Raw genomic sequence first — 23,537 nt, forward strand, 5'->3', positions numbered from 1 at the left:
TTATTTAATTACAGTTCCTTCTTTTTGTTGACGATAATGATCTGCACGCATATCTTCCAGCTTATCCATTTCAGGACCTTTCAGAATCTTATTCCAATCTATTGTTGTCTTATATTTCTTCATGGCTTTGTTCACGTCAAAAATACGGCTATCATGCATTTCCAATGTGTAGGGGGTATAATCCGGCTGATCTGTAAAAAAATCCTGCAGCAGACTCGCTGTTACATCGTATTGATTTACATAAGGCACACCCGAAATATTATAAATCGTTTTTAAAATGGAGCCAAAATTGGCATGGGTCTTACTAAGATGTCCTTTCTTCACATAAGGCCCGGCCATCATTAATATAGAACGATGTGCATCCACATGATCTACTCCTCCCTGCGGATCATCTTCGGTTATAATCACCAGCATATTTTTCCAGTACTTCGTACGCGACAAGAAGTGAAGTATTCGGCCTAATGCCAGATCATTGTCTGCCATGAAAGAATGTGCACTGGTATATCCATCTTCCGGACGTGCTTTCGCAATATGATCATTGGGCAATTGAATCGTAACAAGTGAAGGCATCGCTTCTTTACCCACAATCCATTTACGGGTAAATTCCTTTTCGAATTGATTGGCCCTGTATTGATCAGGAATATTGGTGTTATAGCCAGGGTATGCTCTGCTGGTTTTGTTAAATAAAGCCTTCTGCATGGGTACCATTACCCCATGTCCTGCTCCGGTTGCCGTATCATACCACTCTTCCCTTACATGAGCGGTTTCATTGGCTTCTCCAAAATTGTAAAACAATTTCTTTTTGCGTTCAAATGCTTCCCAGATTCCTCCGGCTTCAGCATAGTCTTCCGGGTCTATACTTCCGGTTGTTCCGGGAAATCTTCTGCCAGGAGCAGTAGAAAATATTTTAGCTGTTTTTTCTACACTGGAATTGGCCTCCACCCATTCATTCGGAATCACCCCCATCATCCAATGATGCCCGTGAATACTGGCATCGCTGTCACAATAAAAATTATCACTAAAGGCAAACTGTCGGGCAATCTTATGATGATTGGGTGTAACCCTCAATCCCTTAAAGCGCTCTCTTTGATTAGCTAGCAAAGTATATGCATTGTTCACTCCAAACCTCGCTAGACTGCTGTCTCCTCTCGCTTCTTTAATTTGACCGAATACTTCATCGTATGTACGGTTTTCTTTGGTGATGTAAACAATGTATTTGATTGGACTTTGATATAAACCAGGCAAGGGTGGTAAAGGATTTTGATTCATTTCAACTGTTGATTGAAAAAAAGTATTGGACAAACTGGTGGCCGTATACTTTGTTAGCTGAGCAGAATCGGGCATTGCCACTTTGTGAAAGGAACCCAATTGCAAATCGCTGATGAAAGTACCCTGTATGGGTTTCTTAAAACCCATGCCACCATTGGGTCCGGCACCCAATCCTCTTGCTGTAATAATGTAAATTTCTTTCTCATCTCTACCCAGCATTACCCTAGATGGCCCCCAGCCAGTTGGAATTAACCCCAATGTTTTTCCAGAAGCAATGTCAATAACAGCCACAGCATTAAATCCCAACAAGGCAACAAATAACTTCTTTTCGTCTTTGCTCAAACAAATACCAAAAGGTAATAAACCCCGATACTTATCTAATAATGGGCTTACTTTAATGGGTATATGCTTTACTATTTTCTGTGACCGATAATCAATCACTGAAATATTATCATTCGTGGCGTTGGTAATATACGCATGTTGTTTACCTACTGCTATTGAATTGGGGCTGGCACCTCCTACTACTTCAATATCTTCAATCAGTTCCCCAACCTGATGACCTGTTTTTAATTACTTAATACTTTATTGGTTGCCAGATCAATTACAAATACACTCATGGCTTCAGTGGAGGATGGACTTCCAACACCAGGAATTTTTTTCCCGTCAATGATGGTTCCATTAATAGATTCCTTTGTATTGTCACCATAAGGAGGATGAGAAATCAACATAGAATCATAGTTCTGCTCTGTCATCCCTTCTATTAAGGGATACGCATACATACCTACATTAGCAACAAAAGCATATTTTTTATCCGGACTGATTGACAAACCAAAAGGCAATCTTCCACAGGGAATGGATGCTTCTATCTGTCTGGTCTGCATATTAATTCTAACCATGCGAAAGTTCGCACGGTCTAAAACCAACAATTCGTTTTTATCTGAATTATACAACAGATCCGAAGTAAAACTATCTTCAAATAAGATACTTCCCACTTTCCCGTTAAGAGAGATAGAATCAATCCTGCGCATTTGCTGAATATCATAAATTAACACAGCACCATTATCACCGCCGCTCAAATACACAATATGGGATTGTTCCCCAAAATCTACCCCAAGAAAAGAACCCTTAGAAAATGGAGAAGGTGTTTTTCCATCATATGATGGAACTCGAGTAGGCTTCATACTGATTAAGTCAATAATGGTAAATACTCCATTATGCAAGGTAATAGCCTTGGTACCATCCGGTGAAACACGCATTCCAAATGGATCATGGGTAATACGAATCATTTCTCCGGCAGGATTGATATATCTTCCGCTGGGCAAGACCGATACCCCTTTTTCATCAATACGAGCATACTCAAACTTACCTGGCACTTCCAGCGCAGTTACCGTTTTTTTAGTTTGCGCATTCGCTAAGTTTAGTAACAAAAGAAATAAACTGGTAATTATATAACGCATGATTTAAAGATAACTGATTAATGATAAAATGAGGTGAATACCTAAGCATCCACCCCATTCACTAAAACTAAATCGAAATATGAGAAAAACTTACTTAGCAATCCACATCAGGGTATTGATATCATCTGTCCCCTGCCTAGTTACAGCAGCAGCTCTATTTGCGCCATTTAGAGCCTGTTCTGCAACAGGGTAAATAAATCTAACTGGCACTTTATTGTTATTCAAGTTGTCACGTCCAGGTACAATTACAGGCATGCCTGTTCTTCTCCAATCAAACCAACCTTCTAAACCAGTAAAGAATAAGGCAACCCATTTTTGCAATGCAATTTTCTCTAACTTTTCTTGTGTAGTTCCTGAATAAGCTACAGCTGGTTGTGTAAAATAATTGGCATTCGGCGTAACATTAATGCCATAAGAAGCAGGGACCATTGAGGCATAATAAGCAAAATTAGCATTGATTCCATTGAGATAATAGGTATTGGCAGTTGTGGAAGTGCTAATCATTCCCTTTTCTGCTGCTTCCGCTAAAATGAACTGAAGTTCAGCATAGTTCATAATAATACCCCTTGCAACATTCGGCAATGGTGGCGTTTGACCATTATCATTACAAACCAAACAAGCATAACTATATCCAATTCTGGAAACACCCTGAGGACCACCATTGTAATTTAGGGCAGCCACATCACCTAATCCATTTGGAATACCTTCAATTTTAGGATTTCCTGCAGCTACTGAATTTTGGGAAGGTCTTCCAAAAACATATAGCCTTGGGTCATTGATTGCAGACAAACGATCACTTAAAGTTTTACTTACTCTTATTTCATCAATAGAACCTACCCGAGAACTATACAAAGGCCATTGATTCGCAGGGACATCCGCTAAATATTTCATTTCAGCATTGTCATCATTTGAGGTCATCAGAGGATATAAAGTGCTGTTTGAAACTATTGTTTGCATGTCTGCATTGACAGACTTCTTTTTAGATAAGCGCATTAATAAACGCAATCTTAAAGAATTGGCAAGCTTCTTCCATTTAAGCACTGAGCCGTTAAAAAGAATGTCGCCATTAATTGCTTCATTACTTGTACCTAAAATTTCATTTGCCTTTTTTAAATCTGCCAGCAAACCATTGTATATTTCTTCCTGCGTATCATACTTTGGCAAGTACACTCCGTTTGATTTTGCCTTTATCGCTTCAGAATAGGGAATATCTCCGTATGCATCCGTTGCTAGAGAAAACAACCAACTTTTTAAAATTAAAGCCACACCCAAATAATTCTGCTGTACAGGTGCGCTTGAACCAGCCAGGTCAATGATGTTCTGAACATTACGCATATTACCATACACATTAGACCAGATACCATTTTTCTCACCCCACAAGTAACGATCTTCATTTACAAACTGAATTTTTGCTGTGTACTGCACCAACAGATTACCCGTACCCCAGGCCTGTCCTACCTGCTCGTTCACAGCACTTTTAATAATACCCGATAAAAGAAGATTTGGGGTCACTTTAGTAGGTACGTTTGGGTTGGTATTTACCTCCGTAAAATCTTTTGTACAAGCATTTAAAAACAATAGGGAAAATGTTGAAAATGCTATATATAATTTTTTCATAAATAATTTTTAGAGCGTTTAGAATTTCAAACTTAAATTAACACCAAAGCTTCTGGAAGATGGGATTGACATATATTCAATTCCTGGCAATGCTGTACCACCAGTGTAAGACATTACTTCAGGATCAACATGAGGGACTTTTGACCAAACCGCAAGATTTCTTCCTACAATACTTAAAGTTGCTGTCTTAAAAGGTGTATTTCTTAATAGCTGAGCGGGGAAATTAAATCCAACCTGCAACTCTCTAAGCTTTACAAAAGAAGCATCAAACATAACTCCTTCTGCAATAGCTCTTCCTGCAGTCCAGGCAGTATGCCACTCTCTGGCAGTTACCTTAACATCGTTAGGGGTTAATTGTCCATTAACTACTTTAACTCCTTGTCCAATTACACCATTACCTGGTTTGCTTAAATCGTATCCATCCGCTCTTCCTTCCAATGTTTCAATAATTATTCCACCTTCACGGCCTACAGTTTGTGTGTGAGAGTATACCTGACCACCCATTCTTACATCAAACAAGAAGCCTAGTTTGAAGTTGCCATAAGTAAATGTGTTATTAATACCTGCCAGCCAGTCTGGATTATAATTGCCTAACTTAATTCTCTCTGTTGTTCTAATAGGTCTGCCATTATTAAACACCATTTGACCAACATACTTACCTGTACCATCGTAATAAGCTGCATTCGGATTAGTGTTTTGAACACGTGCAAAACCAATACCATACATATCCCCCATTCTCTCACCAACTCTTGCCTCTACTGTTACACTTCTGCTGGCCATTACTAAATTGTTCAAACCATCAGACAATTCAACTACCTTACTTCTATTGGTGGAGAAATTTAAATCTACTGCCCATCTGAAACCATTTTTCTTTCCAACCACTGGAACAAGATTTAGCATGGCTTCAAAACCATAATTTCGGATTAAGCCAGCATTGATAGATCTGGAACTATATCCAGAAGTTTGTGACAATGGAATATTAATAATCTGATTTTTGGTGTTACTCTGATAAAAAGTAAGGTCTAAGCCAACACGATTATTAAACATTTTAAGTTCAGTTCCAATTTCAAAGGCAGTACTAATTTCAGGCTTTAAAGACAAGTTTGCCAAACGGTCGGTTTCACCGTAAATCTGTGCAGTACCATATGCAGTACTTGGATTGTAGGCTTGTGTAAATGTAAACGGATCTGTATCGTTACCCACCTGTGCAACACTTCCACGCACTTTAGCAAAATTAATTACTGATGGTAACTTAACCATGTCACTAACGATGGCACTAACTGCTGCTGAAGTATAGAAGAAAGAATTTTTCTCAGAGCCCAATGCTTTTAATTCTGCAGGCAAGGTTAATGCGCTACTCCAGTCATTTCTACCGGTAACATCTAAAAATAAATAGTTTTTGTAAGCAACTTGAGCAGACCCATAAAGACTATTCACTCGCTTTTCAGTTGTTGTTTGTGCAACATCAACTGGTACACGATTATTGGTAATTTTATAAATACCAGGAATATTAAGCTGACCCGCATTTACTTCATTAAAATCAGCTTTTTGTCTGGTTTGGTTGCCTCCAAATGTACCAGAAAAAGTAAAATTATTATTCAGCTTTTTATTAGCAGAAAACAAGAAATCTGTATTTCTCTCTTCTGTAATTACTCTGGCCTCTCTGTATTGACCAAATGGAAAACGTTGAGTACTGAATGCTCTTTTATAAGTGCGCACTTCCGAAGCATAATCAGTTGCAGCACGCAATTGCAAGCTTAACCAACTAGCCAAATCATATTTCAATGTAATATTACCAATGATACGATCAACTACTTGACCATTGGTATTTTCATATACAGTCAAATAAGGATTATCATGGTAATTGTAATTCCAGCCAAACTGCCTAATACCTTCTAGACCTGGCTGCCACAATCTTTTCATGTCTTCTATTCTAACAGATCTTGGAAACCAACTCGTAAATAAATACATAATACTCTCTGTGCCATAACTAATAGATGGCCTGTTATCACTAGAGCTTTTAATATAAGAAACAAAAGCACGCGCACTGAATTTATCAGATAAATTATATCCGCCACTAAAAGAAACAGTATTTCTTTTTAAATCTGTGTTAGGAACAATTCCTGTCTGGTCCAGATTGGTAAAAGAAAGTCGGAAATCACCATCTTTATTACTACCTACCAAAGCAACATTATTGGTTAATGTTCTTCCAGTCTTAAAAAAATTAGCCACCCCATCTACATCAGCCAGCCAAGGGGTAGGTGTAATAACACTACCTGCCGGCGCATTCAAATCACCACCCAGAAATGGAATAGGTTGACCATTCAGTGTTCGTGGAGAATTAAACTGCGGATACAATTGACCTTTAAATGCAGGCCCCCAGCCTTCGTCGGTACCATCTGTCAATCCTGCACCACCACCATTCACAAATGCGAAAGCACCACCGTTACCATTCCCCTGACCATATACATTCTGAAATTCAGGCAGCTTTAAAGCATTTTCAAAAGTTACATTTGAATTTACTTCCACACCAATTCCTTTGCTACTCTTTCCTGATTTGGTTTTAATCACAATAACTCCATTGGCAGCTCTGGAACCGTATAATGCAGAAGCGGCAGGACCTTTTAAAACGTTCATGCTCTCAATATCATCCGGATTAACAAATCCGGCACCATTTCCAAAATCAACTTCCATATTACCCCTGCCACTACCACCTACAATAGAGTTAGAAATAGGCACCCCATCAATTACATACAAGGGCTGATTTTTATTCATATCTACAGAACGTTCACCTCTAATGGTAACTCTTGCTGAGCCACCAATTCCTGAATTTCCACCCACAACAGTAACACCAGCAATCTTTCCTGCAAGCTGACTAACTACGTTGGACTCTCTCGCTACTGTTAAATTATCACCTTTTAATTCCTGGGAAGCGTATCCGAGTTTTTTCTTTTCTCTCTTAATACCCAAAGCCGTTACTACAACCTCATCTAGTTCAGAAGAAACCGCCTCTAAAGTAATTTGCAGAGATTCGCCTTTTGCACTAACTGTTCTATTTTTAAACCCAATATTGCTGACAATCATATCATCACCAATATTTGCGGAAATGGTAAAGTTTCCTTGTTGGTCGGAAACGGAATTTACCTTGGTTTTTACTACAGTAATTGTTGCACCAGAAAGGGGATTTCCCGAAGCTGCGTCAACAACTCTGCCTTTAATTACTGTCTGCGCTGAGGCAGAAAAATGAAGAAGCAATACCGACAAACTGTACAATATTGCTTTCATTAAAATTTTCGAATTGCTCATAATAGTTTTGCTGTTTGATGCGCAAACCTATCATTGCAATGTTAACTCAATGTATTGTTAATGTTAACTGATTGTTGTCAATTATTCTATTGCATCAATCAATTTTTTTGCAAGTCCAAAACTCAAAGTCATGCCTGCACCACCCAGACCATTTAAAATATAAACATTAGGTATGGGTGAATGAAAAAACCACGATGATCCATCTGTCATCTTTGGATATATGCCATGCCAGCTTTCTGAAATTTTCCAATCCGAAGCGTCCATAAATTGATTTAAATATTGTATTATCAAATCATTAATATCACTTCTGTCAAAAGGATCAAAAATATTACCGTATTCATGTGAATCACCAACCGTTAGCTCTCCTTTTTCATGCTGAGAAACCATTACATGGATTCCGTGTTGCAAATGCAAAGGGTAATTTTCTTCTGCAAATTTTTTCAACAAAGGCAATGAAGAGGACTGTTTAAAACTTCCGTAATGCAGTAAAGACAATCCCCCACAAACAGACGTGCCAATTGTGTCATGTGCAGGCATTTGAAACCGCATCATCTGCAATTTGCATTTTGTAATGGGAGTCTCATTAAAAACAGCAGGGAATAAAGTTTCCATCTCATGACCAGAACATACAAAAACAAAATCAGCATGTAATACTTTTTCGCTATTCTTTATATATCCTACTCCAATTTCAGTTACCGGAAAATCCCACAAAAACTGAACACTCATCAATTCACATAAATAATTACTTACATGAGCAACTGCTATTCTTGGATCAACTATCAACTCATCAGAAGAATACAACCCACCCAATAGAGAGTGTTGTTTAACATATGGATAATGCTTTGCAATTTTATCTTTTGAAAACAATTGAACAGGTCTTCCTTCTTTATTAAATATATCGTACAATTCATTTAAGACTGTCCATTCTATATCATTGTTCGCCACATGTAAGCTACCACTTTGATTATACCACATACCGGTGCCGTCACAAACCAGCTTCCAGATCTCTGCTGATTTTCTAGCCAGTTGATACAATTCCCCTGATGGCTGACCAATAGGCCAGACCATTCCGAAATTTCTGACAGATGCTCCTATTGCCCTTGCAGACTTATCTACTACCGTTACATTATATCCCTTGTCTGCCAATGCCCTGGCAACCGACAAGCCAACAATTCCAGCACCAACAACTATTGCTTTCTTTTTCATGAATAATATTTATACGCTTTCATTAAACTAACATGCCCCCTAAGAGTAAATAAAATCAAAAGAATACCTATTATAGAAACCCCAATAAAAAGCATTGAAAAAAAAGTGACCCAGCTTAACCGAACCTGAATGAACTCTTTTAATAACAACACAAAAACGGTTCCCAAATACCCAAAAGCATCTGCTAGATACATCACAAAGCCAACATTCCCCTTAATTGCATAAGTAGATATCATTCTTTCAAAATAAAGACAGTTAAAAGGCAGATATGCCAGGTATAGTCCAGTTGTAGAACAAACCATCCATTGAAGGGGATTTAGTTGCTGACCATTATACAGCAAAGTAGCAGCAAGCGTGATAATAAGGCCTGCAATTACCAGCAAATGAGTGTAAAGAAATGCCTGCCTGTTAGATTTTATAGTAAAGAAAGAACCAATTACAATCAACACAAAAACTGCAACAACAGAACTGGTCTGAAAAAAAATACCTGCATTTTCTTTATACCCTGTTTCTATCCATAATTCATTGGCAAAATCTTCACTAAAATCCCTCACAATTGTAAATAAAGTATAACTAATTACAATAGGCAATAGCAAATAACCGAACTGCATGAAAAAAGCGCTTCGATCCTTTTGAGTCATTGGTTTTCTTTCAGACCTTTTTTTAATATCTTCCCTATCCGGCAAGGGCGTATGATGCAAAAACCAAAGTGAAATTAAAACTGGAATCACAAAAAAGGCGCCCGCTATAAATGGCATCCAGAAATCATGAATATTAAAATTCAGCAACAACCATTTGCCAATTGATTTAGCTAATCCGGAAGCAAATATGAAACTACTTACCAATACCGCACCCATAATCTCTGTTGTTCTTCTTCCCTCCAAAAAACTAAAAACCATTCCAAATACCATTCCCAGCGGCAGTCCGTTTAAGAACATACAGATAATATTATACGGGGCCGGGATAATACCAAATAAGAAAAGAGAAAACCAGGCAAGGGCGATGCAACTAAAGATACCCTGAATCCTATATTTGACATCCATAGTAGAAATAATGCGGATACCTATAAACTTACTAATCATGTATCCGACAACCTGTGCAATTACGAGACATACCTTATACGACAATCCTAAAAAAGTCCATTGCTCATAAACACCAGCTGTATAAGGCTTTCTGAAACCATACATACAAGTGTAAACGGTAAAAGAGGCAAATGAAACAACCAGCATCAAAAAAGCCGGTGATTGCTTCATTTTATTTTTGAGCCTGTGACCCAGTTGATTATCCATAGAAGCACAGATTATACAATCGATAGTATTTGATCTAACCCATGGATTATAAAATCAGGAGCAGCCATTAACAATATCTCTTCATCTTGTGCACCAGTTGTAATACCAATCGTTAATCCACAGCCAGCATTCTTGCCTTCTTCTATATCTGTTATGGAATCCCCCACTTTCACAACAAAAGCCGCTTCATTTATTTCCATATTTTGCATGGCAAGAAAAATCATGTCAGGATTAGGCCTGCTGTTAGCTACATCAGATGCTGTAATAACCGCGTCAATTGTCTGTCCAACATGCCAATTCAGCTTTTCCAATAGTAAACTGGCTATATTAGCGTCATAGCCGGTATTTAAAACCACTTTTATATTTCTATTCTTCAATTCATCGAAAATCCTTTCTGCATAAGGCATTGGTTTTACGTCCATAGACTGGTACGCTTCAACCAGATTTAATTGAAAAGATTCATGAAGTCGCTTTGCGATATTATCAGGAGCAAAAACGCCTAAGTCTATCAGCAGATCTTTAAAAGCCTGTCTTTTTTCTTTTCCTGCACCCAATGCAAGAACCATTTCAAGCGTACAGTCATACCCATCGTTAACCAGCATCTGGTGCATGAGTTTGTACACTAAATTATCTTCGTTTACAGTAGTACCTGCCATATCAAATACCACCATAGAATATTTCTGAGACATATGTTTTATGCGTTTTGATCTAGATGACGAATCATCATTTCCTTAAAAAAATCAAGATTAGCCGGTAGTGGCTTATTGGCTATTTTTGCCTGCTCATCTATTTTCCGAATGGCAATAATGTCTTCAAAAAATGGATTTTGTTCAAAACGGATTGCTTCATGATAGGTCATCACGCCCCCTTGCAATTTGAGCGTTTGCAGGCTTGCTTCAGATAATTGGGACAAATATGAAGGATATTTGTAACAGAGGTATCGCTTGGCAGGCACATGATTCTCAACAGCCTGAATAATTTTTTCGGAAAACCCTCTTTCTTTTAAAAATTGAGCCCCCAGATATTCATGATCAAGAAGGCCTAGCCCTTCCATATCATTTTCTGAAGTCAATGGCTCGCATACATGGCCAATATCATGCAATAATGCCGCTAATATCAATTCTTCGGAATATGCCTTTTCTTGTGCTATTTCAGCACTCTGGACCATATGCTCCAGCTTTGTAACCGGCTCACCAATATATTCAGATCCGCCCTTCGATAAAAGTAATTGTACAATCTCTTCTGCAATTGCAGCAGCATTTCTTTTCTGCATAGATATGTTTTAACAAACCTATGCAAGAGAAACGGAGAGATAATATTTCCAGGATTATCAAACTATGAAGGAATTGTTACCAAATTATTTCTGAATAGCATTCAGTGCTTTTTCTACCAGTATATCTGCGCCATTGGCTACCACAAAATAGCCGTTGGTTCTCCAGAGCTGACGGGCAATCAAAGCTTTGATGCGATTCTCAATGAAGGCTTTGCTTCTTGCATCAATGGCATTGAAATTCAGTCCCTCTTTGGCTGCGTATTGAACAAAAGCCTTCCATTGTGCAGGACTTACCTGAAACTGCTGATTGAATTCCGTTGCAGATTTGAATCGGGTGTACTGTGCCCGATTGGTAACGAAATCGTAATACGCAAAATCGTTCAGTGTGCTGGTCATGAGTACCTGCAAAACAGAGCGGGTATATAAGGAAGAGTCAAACAAAACTGTTGAGTCAGGTGTAATCCCCCCGCCGCCAAAAACAGTTTTACCTGCCGGGGTTTTGTATTTTTTTACGGTGCGTGCTAAAGAATCTTTTTTCGCCACAGAATCGGCAGGATGAAAACGGCCCATTAATTCTTCATTGTATTTATCATAGCCTTCAGCATAAGATTTCTGAATATTTCTACCCAATGGAGTAAAATACCTGGCCACTGTTAAACGGACAGCCGCTCCGTCACTTAGCTGAAACTGTTGCTGTACCAATCCTTTCCCAAAGGATCTTCTTCCCATAATCACCGCACGGTCCCAATCCTGAAGGGCACCTGCTAAAATCTCGCTGGCTGAAGCAGAAGTTTCATCAATCAATACAATCAACTTACCCGTCTCGAACAATCCAGGACGCTTGGCAGTAAAATTGGTTCGGGGAGAATTATCGCCTTCTGTATAAACAATCAATTTATTATCCGATAAAAACTCATCTGCCATGTCTACGGCTTCTTTCATTAACCCGCCCGTATTGCCACGTAAATCCAGAATCAGGTTTTCCATTTTCTGCGCCTGCAGTTTTTCCAGTTCGGTCATGAACTCTTCATAGGTTCTTTCCGCAAACTTATTCAGGCGGATAAAACCAACTTTAGGGGCAATCATATAAGCTGCATCCACAGAACTTACCGGGATATTTCCACGGGTTATAGTGGTTTCCAGCATTTTTCCGGCTCTCAGATATTTTACTTTTACGATTGAATTGGCTGGTCCTCTAAAGAGTTTACGAATAGCATTCCCATCCAGTTTTTTACCAGCAATCGCAATACTATCATTTACAAAAATCAACTGATCACCGGCCTGCAAACCCACTTTTTCAGAAGGGCCACCCGGCATTACATTCATTACATTCACCGTATCATTAATTTGACGGAATTCAATACCAATCCCCTGAAAATTCCCCATGATGTCTTCGTTGGCAGCCTGCAATTCAGCAGAAGGAATAAATACAGAATGTGGATCGAGGTGTTTGAGCAATTCATTGGAAACGAGTCCGTTGATGCTGTCCTGAGAAACCTTGTCTACGTATCGGGTTTTAATTAATTCTGTCAGTTCCTGAAGAGAGGAACGGCTGCTGGGGCTAAAAAACTGCGGAGAAAGGGTTTTCTCCTTCAACTGGAATCCAATCATCATTCCCACAATCATTACTATAGCAAATAATAACGGTAACCAAACCTGCAATTTCTTAGGACCCATAAATGCGCATTAAATTATATGTCATGTAAGCATGCAAATATCTATATTTATTGCCGAATTAAACCTTTCCTATGCCTGCCATCTTAATTGCCGACAGCGGATCCACCAAATGTGAGTGGTGTTTACTGGAAAACGGCAAGAAAAAAACAGTTTTAACCCCCGCAATGAGCCCCTATTTTGTTTCAGGAGACGAAATGATTCAGATCCTGAACAAACAACTCATGCCCAAAATAAAGAACACGAAAGTGGATGCACTGCATTTTTATGGAACCGGATTGGGCAATCCTGCCAATGTGGTGATCATGAAAAAAGTGTTCAAACAACTTTTCCCAAAAACAAAAACCGAAATCAATACCGATTTACTGGGGATTGCCAGGGCTTCCTGCGGCAAGAACAAAGGGATTGCCTGTATTTTGGGAACCGGTTCCAATGCCTGTTATTACAATGGTAAAAAAATCGTGAACATCAGCCCAGGACTGGGTTATGTATTGGGCGACGAAGGGTCTGGTGCCTATCTGGGCAAAAAAGTGATTCAGTACTTTCTGTACAAAACCTTTGATGAAGACCTGATGAATCGCTTCCAGAAAAAATACGGCGAAACCCATGCAAGCATTTTAGAAAATGTATATAAAAAACCATTGGCCAACCGTTATCTGGCCAATTTCGCCCTTTTTCTTGCCGAAAACAGGGGACATTTCATGATTGAGAACATTATTGAAGACGGACTAAACGACTTTTTCTTCGCACACTTATACAAATTCAAGGAAAGCTGGACACAGCCCATCCATTTTGTTGGAAGCGTTGGATTTGGATTTAGAGATGTTTTAAAGGAACTTTGTAACAGTTACGAATTAGAACTTGGAAAAGTATTAAAGACACCAATGCCTGGATTAGTGGCATATCATAATCAATAAAAGATGGGGAATTTCATAAAAGTAACCGAGCAGTCTTCCAGATACAACCATCTGGAAAAAATGAGCATTCAGGAAATCTTAACCAATATTAATCAAGAAGATAAAACGGTACCCGATGCCGTTGAAAAAGCCATACCTCAAATTGAAAAACTGGTGTCGGCTATTTCAGACAAAATGCTGCAGGGAGGACGTTTGTTTTATATGGGTGCAGGCACCAGTGGTCGTCTTGGAATTTTAGACGCAAGTGAATGCCCCCCCACTTATGGAGTGCCCCACGGCCTGGTTATTGGACTGATTGCCGGAGGAGAAAAAGCCATCACTCAAGCGGTGGAATTTGCAGAAGACAGTGCAGATGAGGGCTGGAGCGATTTACAAAAACATTTCATCAACGATAAAGACGTGGTAATAGGACTGGCCGCAAGCGGTACAACCCCTTATGTAATTGGCGCATTAAAAGAATGTCGCAAAAGAGGAATCATTACCGGCAGCATCAGCTGTAATCCCAACTCACCAGTGTCCGAAGCTGCAGACTTCCCTGTAGAAGTGGTGGTAGGTCCTGAATTTGTTACGGGAAGTACCCGTATGAAAAGCGGTACCGCTCAGAAATTGGTGTTGAATATGATTTCTACAGCCGTAATGATTCAATTAGGTCGCGTGGAAGACAACAAAATGGTCAATATGCAGTTAAGCAATATCAAACTGGTTGACCGTGGCGTTAAAATGGTCATGGATAACCTTGGACTGAATGATTATGAAAAAGCAAAAGACCTCCTGCTGAAATATGGCAGTGTTAAAAAAGCGGTGGAGTCTTTTGAGAGTGAATAGCATATGCATGATATAGAACCTTTTTTTAACTGGCGTCATATTTATATTGCCGAAGAAGACAAACGCTCTCCTTTCTTTGGTCGTACTTATTCTGAGTTTGAATTTTCACAAACGGTCTACAACTATTTTATCCATCCGCAATGGGATGAGTTTGGCAGCAGAACCCTCTACTTGAAAATCATTTATGTGGATTATGAATTGCATTTTGCCATCATTGAAATGATTGGGGAATGGAATGATGCCATTGAAAATGATATCATGGAACTCAAGAGGGAAATAATTGATTTACTAGAAAAAGAAGGTATTCATAAATATATTCTGATAACAGAAAATGTGCTTAACTTTCATAGTAGTGATAAGGAATATTATCAGGAATGGTTTGAAGAGGTAACAGATGAAAATGGATGGATTGTAGCATTGAATATGCCGCAGGCCACTCAGCAGGATTTTAAAGCAAAGAAGTTGCATTATTATATTGAATTGATGGAAATACCCGATTGGAGAATTTATAAGCCTTATCATCTTTTCAAAAAAATTGACGACGAACTTTCAAAACGCATTACACTATGAAACAGGAAATCATTGATCTCTACGACGAGTACACGCACAAACCCTTGAGCAGACCCGAGTTCTTAAACAGACTGGCTCTGTTAACCGGTGGTATGGCAGCTGCTTTAAGTATTTTACCAATGATAGAAGTGAATGCAGCCAATGCAAATATTACGGCTACTGACGACCTGGAAACCGAAACCATTACTTATCAGGGTATCAATGGCACTATGAGTGCTTATGTAGCCAAGCCCAAAAATGCAAAAAAACTCGCGGCAGTCATTGTGATTCACGAAAACCGCGGCTTAAATGCACATATAGAAGACGTTGCCAGAAGAGCGGCCAAAGCAGGCTATTTGGCCATTGCGCCGAATATACTTTCTCCCTTAGGCGAACTTCCCAAAAATGACGATGAACTAAGGGCCAAATTTTCTACCCTGAAACCGGAAGAGAGCCTGGAAAATTTTATTCGCGCCGTTAGTTATGCGAAAGGCAGAAAAGATTGTAATGGAATGATCGGCTGTGTTGGTTTCTGCTGGGGAGGTGCCATGGCCAATAACCTGGCGGTAAATATTCCGGATTTAAAAGCAGCAGTGGCTTACTACGGCAGACAACCAGAAACCGCTAAAGTAGCGCAGATTAAAGCAGCAGTCATGTTGCACTATGGGGGATTAGACACGCGGGTTAACGAAGGGATTCCGGCCTATGAAGCAGCTTTAAAAACGAGCAATATCAACTACGAATTGTTTGTGTACGATAATGTTAATCATGCATTTCACAACGATACAGCCCCGGCTCGATATAATGAAGCTGCAGCAAAACTATCCTGGGAAAGAACCCTGGGCTTTTTTGCAAAATACCTGAAAGCTTAAGCGGTACTGTTGCTGGCCACAAAAACAAATACAATATCTCCGGGATTGAATAAAAAAGTAGGTGTATTTACTTTTAAGGTAAACCCATCCACCAATACTTCAATGGCATAATAGGCACCGAAGAACATTACTTTCTGTACTACTCCTTCTACCCAATGAGGATTTGAAGGCTTTGATACACTGATGGCCAATTGCTCGGGTCTGATCAATGCTCGTTTCCCTCTGACACCCTCCCCTAACATTTGTACAAATACTTCGTGGGTCTTGGTATTGATCAGGTTGTATTCGCCCATTAAAGCAGCTACATATTCATTCACCGGATGATGATACAATTGCCTGGGGGCTCCCTGTTGCACCAACTGCCCATCCTGCATAATTAATATGCGATCGGCCCAGGACAACAAATCGGTGGCATCGTGAGAGACCAGCACGCAGGTAACTTTGAGCTTGTCACTTATATCTTCAATTACGGATCGAATCAAAGCCTTGTGCACCCTGTCCAGATTCGAAAATGGTTCATCCAGCAACAACAATTTGGGATAGGAAGTCAGTTGCTTGGCCAATGCAATCCTTTGTTTTTCACCTCCCGACAATTCATCGGAACGACGCATCATCAAATGGGCTATTCTGCAAACTTCAAATATCTGTTGTGCGGAACGATAATCCAGCTGATTGGTCATCGAGAGCAACTCGTGTACTTTGTAATTATTGCGAAGCTCATAATGTTGTGATAAATAAGCAATCTTAGGATGTCCTGGCAGCAATTGTTCATCGGGTCCCAGTACCCGCATTCCTTCAAAATATACATTCCCGCCTGTTGGCTGCAACAGCCCTGCAATCAGTTTTAGTAGTGTAGATTTTCCTGACCCGGTTTCTCCGGCAATGGCCACCCGCTCCCCTTCCTGCATGGTAAAATGCAGGGGGTATAATACCGTGTTTTCTCCTTCCTGTTTAAATAGCTCCTGTAAGTCTAGAAAAACCATAACACAAATTACTAAATTGTACCTTCATGGTCTAATACAAATTCGTAAATGTTCAGACACCCTATTGGCAAGGAAAGCTTATTTACCAACCTTGCGGTAGCGTCTATTCTTTCCACTGTTGCGGGCATGGTAAACGTGGTAGGATTTCTGTCTATTCAAAAACTAACTACCAATGTTACCGGTCATTTCGCCTTCTTTATAGAAGCTTTTGACCGATTTGAATTCTGGGAGGGCATTATTTATCTCTATTATATTTTATTCTTTTTGCTGGGCGCATTCTGCTCTAATCTTTTGATTGAATGGTTAATTAGAACTGCCAGAAAATATGCTTTTTCTGTTCCCGTACTTGTTGAAATTCTCCTGCTTTCTGTTACGGGTTTATGGATGCCGGAACTGATGCAGCAAAACCCCGATGCCATTGCGTTTTTACTGCTTTTTTCAATGGGATTACAAAATGCTATGGTAACCAAAATATCCGCTGCCAACATACGTACAACCCATTTAACAGGGCTATTTACCGACCTTGGAATTGAGCTTTCCCAATGGCTTTTTTATCATAGTATTGAACAAAAAAAGAAGCTGAGCAATTCCATTAAATTACGCTTTACCATCATCCTTTTTTTCTTTGCAGGAGGTGTAATAGCAGGGCTTGTTTACAACCGTTTACAGGGATTGACATTATTACTGGCTGCCATTATTTTATTAATTGGCTTAGTTTGGAATAGAATTAAAAAAATGCTTTCATGATTACTGAACAATTACGCAATGAATTTCTGGTTCGCAAGGACCTGACTTTTTTAAACTTTGGATCTTTTGGCGCATGCCCCAAGCCCATTTTTGAGCGCTATCAACAATACCAGCTAGAGTTGGAACAGGAGCCTGTTTTATTTATTGTAAAAACAGGAATGGAATACCTGCAACAGTCAAGAGAAACATTGGCCGCTTTCCTGAATTGTTCTGCCGACGATCTGGTTTATTTGGTTAATCCATCTCATGCGGTAAACCTGGTTGCTAAAAACTTCCCTTTAAAAGCAGGAGATGAAGTACTAACGACCAATCTGGAATACGGGGCCTGCGACAGAACCTGGGAATACTATTGCGCTCAGGCAGGAGCCCTTTATAAACGCCAACCCATTTCATTGCCCTTAACCACAAAAGAAACTTTTGTGGAAGAATTTTTTAAAGGAGTAAACAATAGAACCCGTTTAATTTTTATCAGTCATATTACCAGTTCTACAGGTTTACGTTTCCCTATTGAAGCCATTTGTGCCAAAGCAAAAGAAATGGGCATCCCCACTTTTATTGATGGGGCACATGGACCCGCACAAGCACCGATAAACCTGAACGAATTGGGAGCCGATTTGTACACAGGAGCTTGTCATAAATGGATGATGACGCCAAAGGGCAGCACTTTTCTTTATGTAAACAAAGCCTATCAGCGTATGCTGGACCCATTGGTAATCAGCTGGGGATTCAATAGCACAACACCTTCCCACTCGTCTTTCATAGACTATCATCAAACACAGGGAACCAGAGATTTCTCAGCCTTTCTTTGCATCCCCAAAGCCATTGAATTCATGCAGCAATACAACTGGCACAATGTAGCTAAGGAATGCAGGCAATTGGTTCATGACAATGCCCAACGTTTTTGTGAATTGGTAAACAGCCAACCCCTTGCTCCGGTAAATAAAGATTTTATTCTGCAATTATTCAGCATTCCTGTTCGCACAAAAGATCCTATTGCATTAAAGAATCTACTGTTTAATGAATATAAGATTGAAGTGCCAGTTATGCCTCACGGAGACCAGGTATTCCTGCGATATTCCATTCAGGCATTTAATTCACAGGATCATCTGGATACATTATACAGCGCAGTGGAAGACATTATTAAAACCACCGATTTAATTCGGGTGGATTAAAGCGTACTGATATAAAGGTCTTCAACTTTTTTTCGGGCCCAGGGAGTTTTACGCAAAAAGGTTAGCGAGGATTTAATACTCGGGTTGTTTTTAAAGCAATTGATATTAATGATTCTGGCCAGATCTTCCCAGCCAAAATGTTGCACTAAATAAGTTAAGATCCACTCCAGTGTTTTGCCATGGAGTGGATCTTTGGAAACAAAGTTTTCAGACATACTGCAAGTTAATTATAATGTCTGGAAGCCCGGTTATCCTTGCCACGACCATTTCCATTTCCTCTGCCTCTTCCATTATTATTGAATTCCCTGCTACCCCTGCCGTGGGGCTCCTGACGCATTTCCCTGTTTGAAGGCATGGGGCGGGGTGGATAAACTGCAGGACGCATGTTTACAGGAACCCTTTCTCTTGAAACCCGATACCCTACACTGAAACTTTGTGGACGGGAATAAGTGGTTCTGAAATATCCCTGCTGATATCGGTTCACATAAATGGGCGACCTGGATCTCCACCCATTATTTCCGTAATGCCAATTATACCATCCGGGATTGCGATACACATTGGTTCTGCGGTAATATCCAAAATAAATACTGAAATAGTTGTAATGAAAACCGGCATACCAATGCCAGGAATAAGGCCTCCGGGGTCTCCACCATTGCGGATAACGGTTCCAGCCCCAGTTAGATACCCATGGATTATATGCAGGCACATATATATACTGCACAATAGGCCAGTTGGCTACCTCAACATAGGTAATATTGTTTCTTGCAGCAGGAATATATTCCTCTGCAAACTCAGACTGAAAGCCCGGATTCGGTCTTTCATATCCTTCATAGTTGGGTTCAATGATATAGTTTTTCCCATACAGGTCTTCGTCGCCAACTACCTGAACATATACTTTTTTTTCAGACTCACGCGTAACAACAAAAACGGCAATGTCCTGATCTTCGGACTTATCCAATCCCACTTTAAGAGTTATGCTGTGCACATTATCTTTCACCTTATCTTCTACCCTTATATAATCAATCTGATCGTCTCCATTTAAATCAAGGTTATTTATTTTTTTCTCCGGATCATTAATGGCTCTTTCAAATGCCTCCAGAGTTTTGGATTCCTGAAATACTTTTAATGCCGCATATAAATTGAAGTTATCGCCGGGCAAACCCAGCGACTTCGGTACTTGAGACGGAGTCTGAGACTGTGCCTGCACCTGTATTACAGCTGCCAGAAAGAAGGCCATCCAAATTGCAGTCTTTTTCATATGAAACTATTTTCAGGTATAAAAACAAAATACATGCCAGTTCAATTGCAGTGCTCTAATTTTGGCATTTATTTGCGTTTCATGAATTTACAAATTGCTTCACTGAATTCCGGCTCCAATGGAAATTGTTACTATATTGGCAACGAAGCAGATGCCGTATTAATTGATGTAGGACTTTCCTTGAGAGAAACCGAACTCAGGATGAAGCAAATGGACTTATCACTGCAAAAAGTAAGAGCCATATTTATTTCACACGAGCATACCGATCATATCAGAGGTCTTTCTACGGTAGCGAATAAATATAAAATCCCCATTTACATCACTCCGGGAACAGCAAAGGGAGGCCCCAAACTCATCAGGCATTTGTCCAAAAATTTCACAGCAAATCAACCCATCTATATTGGCCAACAAAACGCAGCTGAAAATCAAATCATGGTTACGCCCTTTCGCAAAGAACATGATGCGGCAGACCCGCATAGTTTTGTGGTAAGTTATCAGGGGATACATGTAGGCGTTATTACTGATATTGGAATTGCTTGTGACCGGGTATCACATTATTTTCAGCAGTGCCATGCAGCATTTCTGGAATCCAATTACGATGAAGTAATGTTGCGCAATGGTCGTTATTCTCAACCTTTGAAAGACAGGATTACCAAGGGTCAGGGACATATATCCAACCGACAGGCATTGGACTTGTTTAGAAATTATCGTCCTAAAAACATGAGTCATTTATTGCTCTCGCATTTATCAAAAGAAAACAATCATCCGGATCTGGCTTTACAAAATTTTCTACCACACGCAAATGATACAGAAGTATTAATTGCTTCCAGATATGGCCCAAGCCCTGTTATCACTATCAATCCTTCATCAAGACACTTACTCCGTTTTTTATCAGAAAAACCAATAGCACCCAAGCCTATTCAGGGTAGTTTGTTTGATTAGAATATCCTTACATTTAAAGAACAATTACGAATCATGAAAAAGTTCCTTTATACGCTTCTTTTTTTAGCAGCAGGTTTTGTTGCATCCACAGAATCCCTGGCGCAGCAGAAAAGCCCCTATACTTTGTTTGACGCAAATGGAAAGAAAGTTTCCTATACAAAAATGATTCGCAAATTAAAGACACAGGATATCGTGTTGTTTGGAGAGTACCATAATAATGCCATTGCACATTGGCTGCAACTGGCAGTAACCAAAGACCTGCATGCGGAAAGGCAAATGGTATTAGGAGCAGAAATGTTTGAAACAGACAACCAGGAACCCTTGAATCAATACCTGGCTGGCAAACTCAGCGCAAAAGGGTTAGACTCCAATGCCAGACTCTGGAAAAATTATCCAACAGACTATGCACCACTGGTGAATTATGCTAAAGCGAATGCCATTCCTTTCATTGCTACCAATATTCCCAGAAGATATGCGGCACTGGTAAACAAAGGCGGATTCACCAAACTGGATAGCCTTTCAGCAGTAGAGAAAAAATGGATGGCACCTTTGCCGATGGCTTATGATGCCAATTTACCCGGCTACGTAAATATGATGAAAATGATGGGCGTTCACGCAACAGAAAATATGCCCAAAGCGCAGGCCAGCAAAGACGCAACCATGGCGCATTTCATTTTGCAAAATCATACACCTGGCGCTTTGTTTTTACATTATAACGGGGCCTATCATTCAGATAATTTTGATGGCATCAACTGGTATCTGAAACAACAGAAACCAAATTTGAAAATCGGCACCATTTCTACGGTAAGTCAGGCCAATATAAAAAGTCTGCTTGCCGAAAACAAAGGCAAAGCAGACTTTATTATTTGTGTAGATACAGATATGACCAATACCTACTAAGGGTATAATAGATATTTCTTACGCATGGTTTTGTACTCAGATAAACCGGGTTCCCAGCTGGCATAAATTTCTTCTACAGATTTGCCCTCTGCTACCTGCTTTCTGAATACATCGTTACCAATCAGTTTGTTGATATCCCCTATCTGATTGCTTTGAGAACGATCAAAGAACTTATCTTTTTCAGGAAACTTATTGTACAAATCAATCATCCACTGAATCTGGATTCTGTTCTTCTTTTTCAATTCTGCAAGGTCTACCTTACGCAAATCAATTCCATAACAAACTTTATCCATATGCAGTGGCGTCTCGGCCATTCCTTTGATAGAAGTAGGCGTGAATGAAAAATCATAAATGCCTTTATATAAAGGACTACCAAAAATGGTGAAAGGATACTGGGTTCCTCTTCCGTGATTCAACACAGTACCTTCGAACAAGCAGGTAGTTGGATACAGTATAATACTTTGTTGCGTATTTAAATTCGGAGATGGCTTAACTGGCAACACATAATCCATATCGTGTGCATAGTTGGCCACTTTAATGATTTTTAGTTTGGCTTGCATTTTATTCGGCAACCAACCTTCACCATTAATCATCTGAGCAAATTCTGCAATGGTCATGCCATGAGCAATCGGAATGGGAAACATACCAATACCCGATTTAAATTTCATGTCCAGAATAGGTCCATCCACCAGGTATCCGTTGGGATTGGGTCTGTCTAAAATCAACAACTCTTTCCCGTTCTCTGCACAGGCTTCCATGACATGGCTGAGCACATTGATATAGGTATAGAATCGACAACCCACATCCTGAATATCAAAAATCATCAGGTCTACATCGGCCATATCTTCTTTGGATGGCTTGCGTTTGGGGCCGTAAAGTGATACCACTTTCACGCCTGTAGCGGGATCCACTTCATCGGCAACTTTAATCCCTGCACTGGCATTCCCTCTGAAACCATGTTCAGGTCCAAACACTTTTACAATGTTCACTCCACGCTTCAGCATGCTGTCTACAAAGTGCTTGTCCCCAACAATAGTGGTAGGATTGGCCAATAAGGCCACTCTTTTTCCTTTTAAATAAGAAAGGTATTTATCGGTTTGATCGGCTCCGGTTTTAATGGGTTGATTTTTAAAAGGGGCAGATCCGCGCAATGGCCCCTCTTTAATGGATTTGCCGGCGAAGGCATTTTTGTCTCCATTTTTATCTGCAATAAATGCAGAGCCCAACAGCCCCAACCCTATCAGTATCCCAAAATATTTTTTCATAGTATATCAATTATCA

General features: G+C 39.7%; 21 protein-coding genes. 8 read left to right on the forward strand and 13 right to left on the reverse strand.

Annotation, left to right across the window (positions count from 1 at the left end; all coding sequences use genetic code 11):
• The 9 genes from F777_RS18235 to F777_RS0111350 form a co-directional block, all read right to left on the reverse strand.
• Complete coding sequence (locus F777_RS18235) at nucleotides 1-1,710, reverse strand: bifunctional YncE family protein/alkaline phosphatase family protein (RefSeq protein WP_201767607.1); 1,710 nt, start codon at nucleotides 1,708-1,710, stop codon at nucleotides 1-3.
• Between the two features lie 125 nt (nucleotides 1,711-1,835).
• Nucleotides 1,836-2,726 (reverse strand): YncE family protein, encoded by an 891-nt coding sequence (locus tag F777_RS18240; RefSeq protein WP_201767608.1) that lies wholly within the window; start codon nucleotides 2,724-2,726, stop codon nucleotides 1,836-1,838.
• 90 nt (nucleotides 2,727-2,816) lie between these two features.
• Nucleotides 2,817-4,343 carry a SusD/RagB family nutrient-binding outer membrane lipoprotein gene (locus F777_RS0111320; protein WP_026752135.1) on the reverse strand — a complete coding sequence of 509 codons (1,527 nt, stop codon included), beginning with the start codon at nucleotides 4,341-4,343 and terminating at the stop codon, nucleotides 2,817-2,819.
• Nucleotides 4,344-4,361: 18 nt separating this feature from the next.
• Nucleotides 4,362-7,649 carry a SusC/RagA family TonB-linked outer membrane protein gene (locus F777_RS0111325; RefSeq protein ID WP_051408584.1) on the reverse strand — a complete coding sequence of 1,096 codons (3,288 nt, stop codon included), beginning with the start codon at nucleotides 7,647-7,649 and terminating at the stop codon, nucleotides 4,362-4,364.
• Between the two features lie 81 nt (nucleotides 7,650-7,730).
• Nucleotides 7,731-8,855 (reverse strand): TIGR03364 family FAD-dependent oxidoreductase, encoded by a 1,125-nt coding sequence (locus tag F777_RS0111330; protein ID WP_026752137.1) that lies wholly within the window; start codon nucleotides 8,853-8,855, stop codon nucleotides 7,731-7,733.
• Nucleotides 8,852-10,144, reverse strand: coding sequence for a DUF5690 family protein (locus F777_RS16610; protein ID WP_051408585.1), 1,293 nt, complete (start codon nucleotides 10,142-10,144; stop codon nucleotides 8,852-8,854). Before F777_RS16610 ends, F777_RS0111330 begins: the two co-directional genes overlap by 4 nt.
• A gap of 11 nt (nucleotides 10,145-10,155) precedes the next feature.
• Nucleotides 10,156-10,833 carry an HAD-IA family hydrolase gene (locus F777_RS0111340; RefSeq protein WP_026752138.1) on the reverse strand — a complete coding sequence of 226 codons (678 nt, stop codon included), beginning with the start codon at nucleotides 10,831-10,833 and terminating at the stop codon, nucleotides 10,156-10,158.
• A 5-nt stretch (nucleotides 10,834-10,838) separates the two neighbouring features.
• Complete coding sequence (locus F777_RS0111345) at nucleotides 10,839-11,417, reverse strand: HD domain-containing protein (RefSeq protein WP_026752139.1); 579 nt, start codon at nucleotides 11,415-11,417, stop codon at nucleotides 10,839-10,841.
• Nucleotides 11,418-11,501: 84 nt separating this feature from the next.
• Nucleotides 11,502-13,094: a S41 family peptidase gene (locus tag F777_RS0111350; RefSeq protein ID WP_026752140.1), complete on the reverse strand. Its 1,593-nt coding sequence runs from the start codon at nucleotides 13,092-13,094 to the stop codon at nucleotides 11,502-11,504.
• Nucleotides 13,095-13,165: 71 nt separating this feature from the next.
• Here F777_RS0111350 and F777_RS0111355 point away from each other — a divergent pair, with 71 nt between their 5' ends.
• Genes F777_RS0111355 through F777_RS0111370 form a run of 4 tightly spaced genes read left to right on the forward strand, consistent with a single transcriptional unit; the run spans nucleotide 13,166 to nucleotide 16,254 of the window.
• The gene (locus F777_RS0111355; RefSeq protein WP_026752141.1) at nucleotides 13,166-14,008 is read left to right on the forward strand and encodes an N-acetylglucosamine kinase; all 843 of its coding nucleotides are present in this window, start codon (nucleotides 13,166-13,168) and stop codon (nucleotides 14,006-14,008) included.
• Nucleotides 14,009-14,011: 3 nt separating this feature from the next.
• Complete coding sequence (gene murQ / locus F777_RS0111360; RefSeq protein WP_026752142.1) at nucleotides 14,012-14,833, forward strand: N-acetylmuramic acid 6-phosphate etherase; 822 nt, start codon at nucleotides 14,012-14,014, stop codon at nucleotides 14,831-14,833.
• Between the two features lie 3 nt (nucleotides 14,834-14,836).
• Entirely contained in the window at nucleotides 14,837-15,403 is a 567-nt protein-coding gene (locus F777_RS0111365; protein ID WP_026752143.1) for a hypothetical protein, read from the forward strand.
• A complete protein-coding gene (locus F777_RS0111370) occupies nucleotides 15,400-16,254 on the forward strand; it encodes a dienelactone hydrolase family protein (protein ID WP_026752144.1) in 855 nt (284 codons plus the stop codon). The genes F777_RS0111365 and F777_RS0111370 overlap by 4 nt, the downstream gene beginning before the upstream one ends.
• Here the strand turns inward: F777_RS0111370 and F777_RS0111375 are convergent.
• The gene (locus F777_RS0111375; protein ID WP_026752145.1) at nucleotides 16,251-17,237 is read right to left on the reverse strand and encodes an ABC transporter ATP-binding protein; all 987 of its coding nucleotides are present in this window, start codon (nucleotides 17,235-17,237) and stop codon (nucleotides 16,251-16,253) included. The genes F777_RS0111370 and F777_RS0111375 overlap by 4 nt on opposite strands.
• Nucleotides 17,238-17,285: 48 nt before the next feature.
• Between F777_RS0111375 and F777_RS0111380 the strand changes: the two genes are divergently transcribed.
• Nucleotides 17,286-17,984, forward strand: a complete 699-nt coding sequence (locus tag F777_RS0111380) for a YoaK family protein (protein ID WP_026752146.1) — start codon at nucleotides 17,286-17,288, stop codon at nucleotides 17,982-17,984.
• Nucleotides 17,981-19,156, forward strand: a complete 1,176-nt coding sequence (locus tag F777_RS0111385; protein ID WP_026752147.1) for an aminotransferase class V-fold PLP-dependent enzyme — start codon at nucleotides 17,981-17,983, stop codon at nucleotides 19,154-19,156. Before F777_RS0111380 ends, F777_RS0111385 begins: the two co-directional genes overlap by 4 nt.
• On the opposite strand, the gene F777_RS0111390 is transcribed toward F777_RS0111385, so the two are convergent.
• The gene (locus tag F777_RS0111390; protein WP_026752148.1) at nucleotides 19,153-19,371 is read right to left on the reverse strand and encodes a VF530 family protein; all 219 of its coding nucleotides are present in this window, start codon (nucleotides 19,369-19,371) and stop codon (nucleotides 19,153-19,155) included. The two genes, F777_RS0111385 and F777_RS0111390, sit on opposite strands and share 4 nt — an antisense overlap.
• An 8-nt stretch (nucleotides 19,372-19,379) precedes the next feature.
• Nucleotides 19,380-20,414, reverse strand: a complete 1,035-nt coding sequence (locus F777_RS17390) for a hypothetical protein (protein ID WP_051408586.1) — start codon at nucleotides 20,412-20,414, stop codon at nucleotides 19,380-19,382.
• 33 nt (nucleotides 20,415-20,447) lie between these two features.
• Here F777_RS17390 and F777_RS0111400 point away from each other — a divergent pair, with 33 nt between their 5' ends.
• The gene (locus F777_RS0111400) at nucleotides 20,448-21,356 is read left to right on the forward strand and encodes an MBL fold metallo-hydrolase (RefSeq protein WP_235785946.1); all 909 of its coding nucleotides are present in this window, start codon (nucleotides 20,448-20,450) and stop codon (nucleotides 21,354-21,356) included.
• Nucleotides 21,357-21,389: 33 nt separating this feature from the next.
• A complete protein-coding gene (locus F777_RS0111405; RefSeq protein WP_026752150.1) occupies nucleotides 21,390-22,256 on the forward strand; it encodes a ChaN family lipoprotein in 867 nt (288 codons plus the stop codon).
• Here the strand turns inward: F777_RS0111405 and F777_RS0111410 are convergent.
• Nucleotides 22,253-23,521, reverse strand: a complete 1,269-nt coding sequence (locus tag F777_RS0111410; RefSeq protein ID WP_026752151.1) for an exo-beta-N-acetylmuramidase NamZ family protein — start codon at nucleotides 23,519-23,521, stop codon at nucleotides 22,253-22,255. The two genes, F777_RS0111405 and F777_RS0111410, sit on opposite strands and share 4 nt — an antisense overlap.
• Nucleotides 23,522-23,537: the final 16 nt, after the last annotated feature.

This window comes from Sediminibacterium sp. C3 (assembly GCF_000508085.1).
Classification (GTDB): domain Bacteria; phylum Bacteroidota; class Bacteroidia; order Chitinophagales; family Chitinophagaceae; genus Sediminibacterium.

Coding starts and splice junctions, on each gene's coding strand:
- F777_RS0111345 (WP_026752139.1), bottom strand. CDS start 11,417: ATGCAGAAAAGAAATGCTGCTGCAATTGCAGAAGAGATTGTACAATTA.
- F777_RS0111375 (WP_026752145.1), bottom strand. CDS start 17,237: ATGGTTTTTCTAGACTTACAGGAGCTATTTAAACAGGAAGGAGAAAAC.
- F777_RS0111400 (WP_235785946.1), top strand. CDS start 20,448: ATGCCAGTTCAATTGCAGTGCTCTAATTTTGGCATTTATTTGCGTTTC.
- F777_RS0111410 (WP_026752151.1), bottom strand. CDS start 23,521: ATGAAAAAATATTTTGGGATACTGATAGGGTTGGGGCTGTTGGGCTCT.
- F777_RS0111320 (WP_026752135.1), bottom strand. CDS start 4,343: ATGAAAAAATTATATATAGCATTTTCAACATTTTCCCTATTGTTTTTA.
- F777_RS0111380 (WP_026752146.1), top strand. CDS start 17,286: ATGTTCAGACACCCTATTGGCAAGGAAAGCTTATTTACCAACCTTGCG.
- F777_RS16610 (WP_051408585.1), bottom strand. CDS start 10,144: ATGGATAATCAACTGGGTCACAGGCTCAAAAATAAAATGAAGCAATCA.
- F777_RS0111405 (WP_026752150.1), top strand. CDS start 21,390: ATGAAAAAGTTCCTTTATACGCTTCTTTTTTTAGCAGCAGGTTTTGTT.
- F777_RS0111325 (WP_051408584.1), bottom strand. CDS start 7,649: ATGAGCAATTCGAAAATTTTAATGAAAGCAATATTGTACAGTTTGTCG.
- F777_RS0111340 (WP_026752138.1), bottom strand. CDS start 10,833: ATGTCTCAGAAATATTCTATGGTGGTATTTGATATGGCAGGTACTACT.
- F777_RS0111355 (WP_026752141.1), top strand. CDS start 13,166: ATGCCTGCCATCTTAATTGCCGACAGCGGATCCACCAAATGTGAGTGG.
- murQ (WP_026752142.1), top strand. CDS start 14,012: ATGGGGAATTTCATAAAAGTAACCGAGCAGTCTTCCAGATACAACCAT.
- F777_RS0111370 (WP_026752144.1), top strand. CDS start 15,400: ATGAAACAGGAAATCATTGATCTCTACGACGAGTACACGCACAAACCC.
- F777_RS17390 (WP_051408586.1), bottom strand. CDS start 20,414: ATGAAAAAGACTGCAATTTGGATGGCCTTCTTTCTGGCAGCTGTAATA.
- F777_RS18240 (WP_201767608.1), bottom strand. CDS start 2,726: ATGCGTTATATAATTACCAGTTTATTTCTTTTGTTACTAAACTTAGCG.
- F777_RS0111390 (WP_026752148.1), bottom strand. CDS start 19,371: ATGTCTGAAAACTTTGTTTCCAAAGATCCACTCCATGGCAAAACACTG.
- F777_RS0111365 (WP_026752143.1), top strand. CDS start 14,837: ATGCATGATATAGAACCTTTTTTTAACTGGCGTCATATTTATATTGCC.
- F777_RS0111330 (WP_026752137.1), bottom strand. CDS start 8,855: ATGAAAAAGAAAGCAATAGTTGTTGGTGCTGGAATTGTTGGCTTGTCG.
- F777_RS0111350 (WP_026752140.1), bottom strand. CDS start 13,094: ATGGGTCCTAAGAAATTGCAGGTTTGGTTACCGTTATTATTTGCTATA.
- F777_RS0111385 (WP_026752147.1), top strand. CDS start 17,981: ATGATTACTGAACAATTACGCAATGAATTTCTGGTTCGCAAGGACCTG.